Source organism: Spongiibacter marinus, assembly GCF_016906995.1.
GTDB classification, from domain to species: domain Bacteria; phylum Pseudomonadota; class Gammaproteobacteria; order Pseudomonadales; family Spongiibacteraceae; genus Spongiibacter; species Spongiibacter marinus.
Genome location: NZ_JAFBBD010000011.1, coordinates 110,320 through 116,842, shown reverse-complemented (window position 1 = coordinate 116,842; position 6,523 = coordinate 110,320). Strand labels below are relative to the sequence as shown.

Here is a 6,523-nt window from a genome sequence, read left to right as displayed (position 1 = left end):
CAAACCTCAGCAACACCACCTTCCAAACTTCCCGAAAGGCCCGTCTCCGTAAGCGAGGTGGCGCATTATAGAGACCCAAACCCCAGAGTCAACACGCCACAACAAACTAATTACAAAAAAATGACAATCGATCAAAACAACAGCAATTTACGATCAAAACAGCAGCAAGTTGATCAGCGAATTACCAGCAGCTGGTACTTCTTCTTCCCAAGACGCACTACATAGTAGCCATCGCCCAGCGCCTTTTCCGCCGCAAAGACCTCTGCAGCCTTCATATTGTCATCCATACCCGCAGCGACAGCGTTCACCCACACTGCATTTCGCCCCAGCGCATCCTTTACCTGCTTGCCCGCCGCCATTCCGACATCGGCAAGCAGCTGCGTGAGCGGTCGCTCCAGCAAGTCACCTCGCGACAACTCAGCCGAGGGCAAGCCATCCAACCGCAGTTGCTCCAGATCGGCCACCGAAAGGTCTGCCAGTTCACCGGAGAACAACGCCTCAGTAATACGCTGCGCCGCCGCGAGCCCGTCATCGCCGTGAATCAGCGCCGTCATCTGCTCTGCCAATACGCGCTGCGCTTGAGGGCGACCTCCCGCCTGCGCGTCTTCAGCTTCTATTTCAGCGATCCGCTCAACACTCAGGAACGTGAAGTAGCGCAGGAATTTGTATACATCGGCATCGGCGGTACCCAACCAGAATTGATAGAAGGCGTAAGGCGATGTCTTTTCCGGGTCCAGCCAAATCGTGCCGGACTCCGTTTTACCGAACTTCGTACCATCAGCTTTGGTGACGAGCGGCATTGTCAAACCGTGTACCGCCCCGCCATGCATTCGGCGAGTCAGGTCGATACCCGCCGTGATATTCCCCCACTGATCTGAACCACCCAACTGCAAGCTGCACCCATGCCGCTTATGCAATTCTGCAAAATCCAGAGCCTGAAGCAGCGAGTAGCTAAACTCTGTAAATGAAATCCCAGCGCCCTCGCGGTCGATTCGCTGCTTCACAGACTCCTTGGCAATCATGCTATTCACCGAGAAGTGCTTGCCGACATCACGCAAGAACTCAAGCGCTGTCATGGGCCCAAACCAGTCCAGGTTATTCGCCATCTCCGCGGAATTATCACCGCAGTCAAAACTCACGAAGCGCGATATTTGGGAGCGCAAACGCTCAACCCACCCCGCCACCACATCAGGCGTATTCAACTGCCTTTCCTGCGCTTTAAAGCTGGGGTCCCCAATCAAACCGGTCGCACCACCCACCAACGCTATGGGTTTATGACCGGCATCCTGAAAACGCTTTAGCGCCAACAGCGGCACTAAATGGCCAATATGCAAACTGTCTGCAGTGGGGTCAAAGCCACAATACAAGGTCCGAGGAGCTTCAGAGAGGTACTCCGAAAGACCGTTTTCGCCGGTCATTTGCGCGATGAGCCCACGCGCCTCCAAATCGGCCAGTAACCGAGTATCGAGCCTTGTCATGTTTAAAGAACCTTAATTCACTATTTCTGTCATACCAAACGCAGGGTACTGCGTCGACGCGAAAGGCAGGGACTGCCTAGGGCCGAGCACGATACAACATGCCCTGTAAAAATGGAACGCAGCCCCGAGACCGCAGGCGCCACAAAAGCTAGAAATTACGTTAACATTCGGTAAATACGCCTTATAGCACCACAAGTCTTTGTTATAATGGTCAAAAAAACGCCAAATGACATTTACCCGGAACCACGATGCTTGACCGCCAAAAAAAACGACACGCAGCCTTCCGGGAAGGCCCTCGCTTCCCACGGCGGCATTTAGCTATTGCCGCGTCAACGCTGATCGCCTTGGGGATCTCCCTGCTGATGCTGCCCGGAGAAAATGCCGAGGCCAAACGCACAGCGATTCCTCTTAACCTGGAACTCACGCCGATCAGTCCGAGCGAACAGGAACCGGAGCCCCTCTCACCCATAGAACCGCAGCGCGAGTGGCTGGAGATCGAGGTTCGGCCAGGCGACTCGCTCTCAAGCATTTTCAATCGCGCCAAGCTGAGCCCGCAAGACCTACACGAGCTGATAAGCACCGCTAAGAAAACCAAGGCATTGAATCGCATTCGCCCCGGCCAGAAACTCGGCTTTCAGATTAGCGACCAAGGCAAGCTGGACGCGATGAGCCTGCAAGTTGATAAGCTCAACAGCCTGATATATGAGCGCGGCGTAACCGGCTTTTCTACGACAGAAGTCAGCGAAACCCCAGAGGTTCGACAACGCGTCGCGAGTGCGACCATTACCAGTTCTCTATATAAAGCAGCGCAAGAAGCCGGGGTCAGCCAGAGCATCATCATGGAGCTTGCCAATATTTTTGGCGGGGTTCTGGACTTCGTCTACGATGTGCGGAAGAACGATTATTTCATCGTCATCTATGAGGAACTCTACCTCAATGGAGAACACCTTGGCAGCGGCCAAATCCTCGCGGCCCAGTACTTTAACCGCGGCGACTCCTTCCAAGCGTACCGCTATGTGAACAAACAGGGTGAGATCGACTACTTCTCGGAAAGCGGCGAGAGCATGCGCAAGGCGTTTTTGCGAGCCCCACTCGATTTTACCCGCATCAGCTCCCGCTTTGACCCCAAACGCCTTCACCCCGTCTTTAAAACGGTGCGCCCGCACCGAGGCGTTGACTACGCAGCCCCCCGCGGCACACCGGTATATGCGGCAGGCGATGGCAGAGTGCTGGAGGCCGGCTACTCAAGAGCAAACGGCAACTACGTTTTTATCAAACATGGCGAAGCGTACGTGACCAAATACCTCCACCTGCACAAACGCGCCGTATCTCGCGGAGAACGAGTTCGGCAGCGGGAGACTATTGGCTGGGTAGGCTCAACAGGCTATGCCACGGGGCCACACTTGCACTACGAATTCCTGATGAATGGCGTGCACCGCAACCCCGCCACGATCGTCGACAAATTGCCGCCGCCTACTCGCGTCGGGCGTAACGACATGCCGGACTTTTTACAACAGATCAGCGGTCTGCAGTTACAGCTGCGCACCTATGCCGCACAGCGCAACTACAACAGCCCCGGCTCCGAAGGGTGAGCAGCTCGCTATATATTGGGCTGATGTGTGGCACCAGCCTCGATGCAATAGACATTGCCCTGATTGACACCGCGAACCAGTGCAAACTACTTGCCGCCGCCGAGGTGCCACTGCCCAGTGCGCTTCGCAACGCTCTGCTCGCACTGTGCAGTGCTGGCGACAACGAAATTGAGCGAATGGGCCAGGCCGATCGCGAGCTTGCCCTCGCCCTTGCGCAAGCGGTGAATCAGTTTCTGCGCTCCCAAAGCTTAAACGCTCAACAGATCGCCGCCATCGGCTCTCACGGCCAAACAATACGCCACCGCCCCACAAGCCCGCAAAGGCCTGTTGAGCAGGCATATACACTGCAGATTGGCGACCCAAACACACTTGCCGAAGAGACCGGCATAACCACCATTGCCGACTTCCGTCGCCGCGATATCGCCGCTGGCGGCCAAGGTGCACCGCTCGTCCCCGCCTTCCATGCGGCCGTCTTCTCCCGCGCGGACAGCAATCGGGTGATCGCAAATATCGGTGGTATGGCCAACATCACTGTATTGCACAAGAACGGCAGCGTTAACGGCTATGATACCGGCCCTGGCAATGTCCTTATGGACAGCTGGATTCAACATCGCAGGAATAGCGAGTACGACCGCGATGGCGATTGGGCCCGCAGCGGAACCGTAGACACCGGCTTACTCGAGAAGCTGCTCGACAACCCCTATTATCGGCAAACCGGCCCCAAAAGCACCGGCCGAGAGCACTACAACCTTGCCACCCTGACGGCACTGTTAAATACACTCCCGCCAATACCCGACAACGACGTTCAGGCAACACTGCTTGAAGCAACAGCGGTAACATTGAGCGATGCGATTAAAGCTGAAAGCTTGGAGGGCGAGGTATCGCTATTTCTTTGTGGCGGAGGAGCATATAACGGCGCATTGCGGCAGCGGCTTGAAGAAAAACTATCAGAGATGATCGTTGAAAAGACAGATGCTCTCGGCATTCCGGCCAACGCAGTAGAGTCCGCCGCATTTGCGTGGCTGGCCTATGCCGCGCTCAACGGCAAGCCCGGCAATGTGCCAAGCGTAACGGGCGCCAAAGGCGCCCGCATACTAGGGGCTATCTACCCCGGCTAAGTTAGCGCTTAAAACTTGTAACCCACGCTAATGGTGTAAACCATCGGATCCACATCAATATCTGCGGTGAACTTACTACCACCGTCAGTGCGAATTTCGGCCTCAGTTTCCAGGTCGAGCCAACGCGCCGACACATTCACTAACCAACGCTCGTTCACGTGGTAGTCAGCGCCCACTTGCAAGGCGATACCGAATGAGTCTTCAAGGTCGATACTGCCCTTGTCTACCGCGCTTTCGAATTCAGACGTCAGGTCCTCGTCAAACAGCACTGTATAGTTCAAACCCACACCAGCGTAGGGTTGAAAGCCGTTCACCGATGCAAAGTGATAAACCATGCTCAAGGTGGGTGGCAAATGTTTGAAGGTAGCGATATCAACACCGGCTAACGCACCGCGACCTGTCGCCGTATGTTCGAACGGTGTTGCCGCTAACAACTCGACCCCCCAGTTCGCATCCAGCATATACTCGGCGGTAATACCCAACTGCGTGTCGCTGTCCAGGCCCACTTTCGCGGCCATCGGGCTTCCATTCGCAACGATATTATCGCTACTTTCCCGCGGGTCAGTCGTGGTAACACCACCACGCACCACCCAATCACCAGCTTCGAAACTGTGTGCGGCAATTGGCGCTACCAAGCTACCAAGAAGAAGGGGAACCCATGCTTTCATCTGTTTCATATCGTCATCCTCATGAGGAGTTATCTTCGTTCTGGGTTCCATTAGAACGAATTTTCTGAGGGCGACTCTTGATCTAGATTAAGCCTTACTAAAAATAAGGGAATTTAGCGATTGCATAAAAAAATACTGGCTGGCGCCAGTATCTTAAATGCGCGTCAGCGCAGATTTACTCAGACGAGAGTTAAATAGAAAAGGACGAACCACAACCACAGGTAGTACTGGCATTTGGGTTGCTAACAACAAAACGCGAGCCTTCCAAGCCTTCGGTATAGTCGAGCTCAGCACCTTCAATATACTGATAGCTAAGCGGATCGACCAATACAACGACGCCCTCTTTCTCAACCAGCGTATCGTCTTCCTCTGCCAACTCGTCAAAGGTAAAACCGTATTGAAAACCAGAGCATCCACCACCGGTGACAAACACCCGAAGCTTGAGGTCATCATTCGCCTCTTCTTCCATCAGGTGTTTAACCTTCGCCACAGCACGCTCCGTTAACTGCAATACTGACGGCGTATACTCTTCTACTACTGACATACCTTACCTCACTGCTTTTACCCAAAGGGCAGGACACAATTATCCTCTTATCCGAGTAAAACAGTCAAGAATGCCAGACACTAGGGCAACAGCGCGGCACCATCCAGGCCCGCAGACTCATCCAAGCCGAACATCAGATTCATATTTTGAATGGCCTGGCCCGAAGCACCTTTTACGAGGTTGTCGATCACCGACAGCACCACCAGCGTGTTGCGGTTTTGCGGGCGATGCAGCGCAATGCGGCAGGTATTTACACCGCGCACTGTCCTTGTTTGCGGCAGACTTCCCAGCGGCATTACGTCGACAAAGGGTGCATCGGCATAGCGCTTTTCGTACATAAACTGCAGCTCGTCCAAACCCACGGCGGGGTCCAACAGCTCTGAGTACAAAGTGGCGTGGATACCGCGCACTTGTGGCAACAAATGCGGTGTGAAGGTCAACTGCACGGGCTTGCCAGATGCCGACGACAACTCCTGCTCAATCTCAGGTAAATGGCGGTGGCCCGCCACGCCATAGGCTTTAAAGCTACCATCTAACTCGGCAAACAAGGTATCCACCTTCGCCTGCCGGCCAGCGCCACTCACCCCAGACGCCGCACTGGCAATAAGCCGCTGATCGTCAATTAGCTGCTGCTCAAGTAGTGGCAAAAACCCTAACTCCACCGCCGTTGGGTAACAACCCGGGCAGGCGATCAAGCGCGCGCCTTTTATCGCGTCGCTGTTGCGCTCTGGCAACCCGTACACCGCTTCGGTGAGCAACTCGGGGCAGGCGTGCTCTTCGTTGTACCATTGTGACCACAACGCGGCATCGCGGATACGGAAGTCGGCCGACAAATCAATCACCCGCGTGCCGCCAGCAAGCAGTTCGGGCACCAGCTGCATTGCGACGTTGTGCGGAGTCGCGAAGAACACAACGTCACAGGAAGACAGTGCTGCCACATCAGGCACTGAGAAGGCGAGATCACAGACACCGCGCAAACTTGGAAAGAGCTGATCAACCGGCACGCCGTCTTCGGCCCTTGAGGTAATCATTGCCACTTCAGCATTGGGGTGGGCGGCAATAAGGCGCAGCAGCTCCGCACCGGTATACCCCGTTCCACCAACAATCCCAACCTTTAACACGG

Annotated in this window: 6 protein-coding genes; 2 read left to right on the top strand and 4 right to left on the bottom strand. The window is 55.0% G+C overall.

Features of this window, described 5'->3' with window-relative positions; all coding sequences use genetic code 11:
* Positions 1-173: 173 nt before the first annotated feature.
* Positions 174-1,478 (bottom strand): tyrosine--tRNA ligase, encoded by a 1,305-nt coding sequence (tyrS, locus tag HNR64_RS15970; RefSeq protein ID WP_204997401.1) that lies wholly within the window; start codon positions 1,476-1,478, stop codon positions 174-176.
* 248 nt (positions 1,479-1,726) lie between these two features.
* Here tyrS and HNR64_RS15965 point away from each other — a divergent pair, with 248 nt between their 5' ends.
* The gene (locus HNR64_RS15965; protein ID WP_204997400.1) at positions 1,727-3,070 is read left to right on the top strand and encodes an OapA family protein; all 1,344 of its coding nucleotides are present in this window, start codon (positions 1,727-1,729) and stop codon (positions 3,068-3,070) included.
* The gene (locus tag HNR64_RS15960) at positions 3,067-4,188 is read left to right on the top strand and encodes an anhydro-N-acetylmuramic acid kinase (RefSeq protein ID WP_204997399.1); all 1,122 of its coding nucleotides are present in this window, start codon (positions 3,067-3,069) and stop codon (positions 4,186-4,188) included. The genes HNR64_RS15965 and HNR64_RS15960 overlap by 4 nt, the downstream gene beginning before the upstream one ends.
* An 8-nt stretch (positions 4,189-4,196) precedes the next feature.
* Here HNR64_RS15960 and HNR64_RS15955 read toward each other — a convergent pair whose 3' ends face one another.
* From HNR64_RS15955 to argC, 3 genes are all read right to left on the bottom strand, one after another.
* Positions 4,197-4,865 carry an OmpW/AlkL family protein gene (locus HNR64_RS15955; RefSeq protein WP_204997398.1) on the bottom strand — a complete coding sequence of 223 codons (669 nt, stop codon included), beginning with the start codon at positions 4,863-4,865 and terminating at the stop codon, positions 4,197-4,199.
* Positions 4,866-5,046: 181 nt separating this feature from the next.
* A complete protein-coding gene (gene erpA, locus HNR64_RS15950) occupies positions 5,047-5,400 on the bottom strand; it encodes an iron-sulfur cluster insertion protein ErpA (protein WP_027873028.1) in 354 nt (117 codons plus the stop codon).
* 80 nt (positions 5,401-5,480) lie between these two features.
* A complete protein-coding gene (gene argC, locus HNR64_RS15945) occupies positions 5,481-6,521 on the bottom strand; it encodes an N-acetyl-gamma-glutamyl-phosphate reductase (RefSeq protein WP_204997397.1) in 1,041 nt (346 codons plus the stop codon).
* Positions 6,522-6,523: the final 2 nt, after the last annotated feature.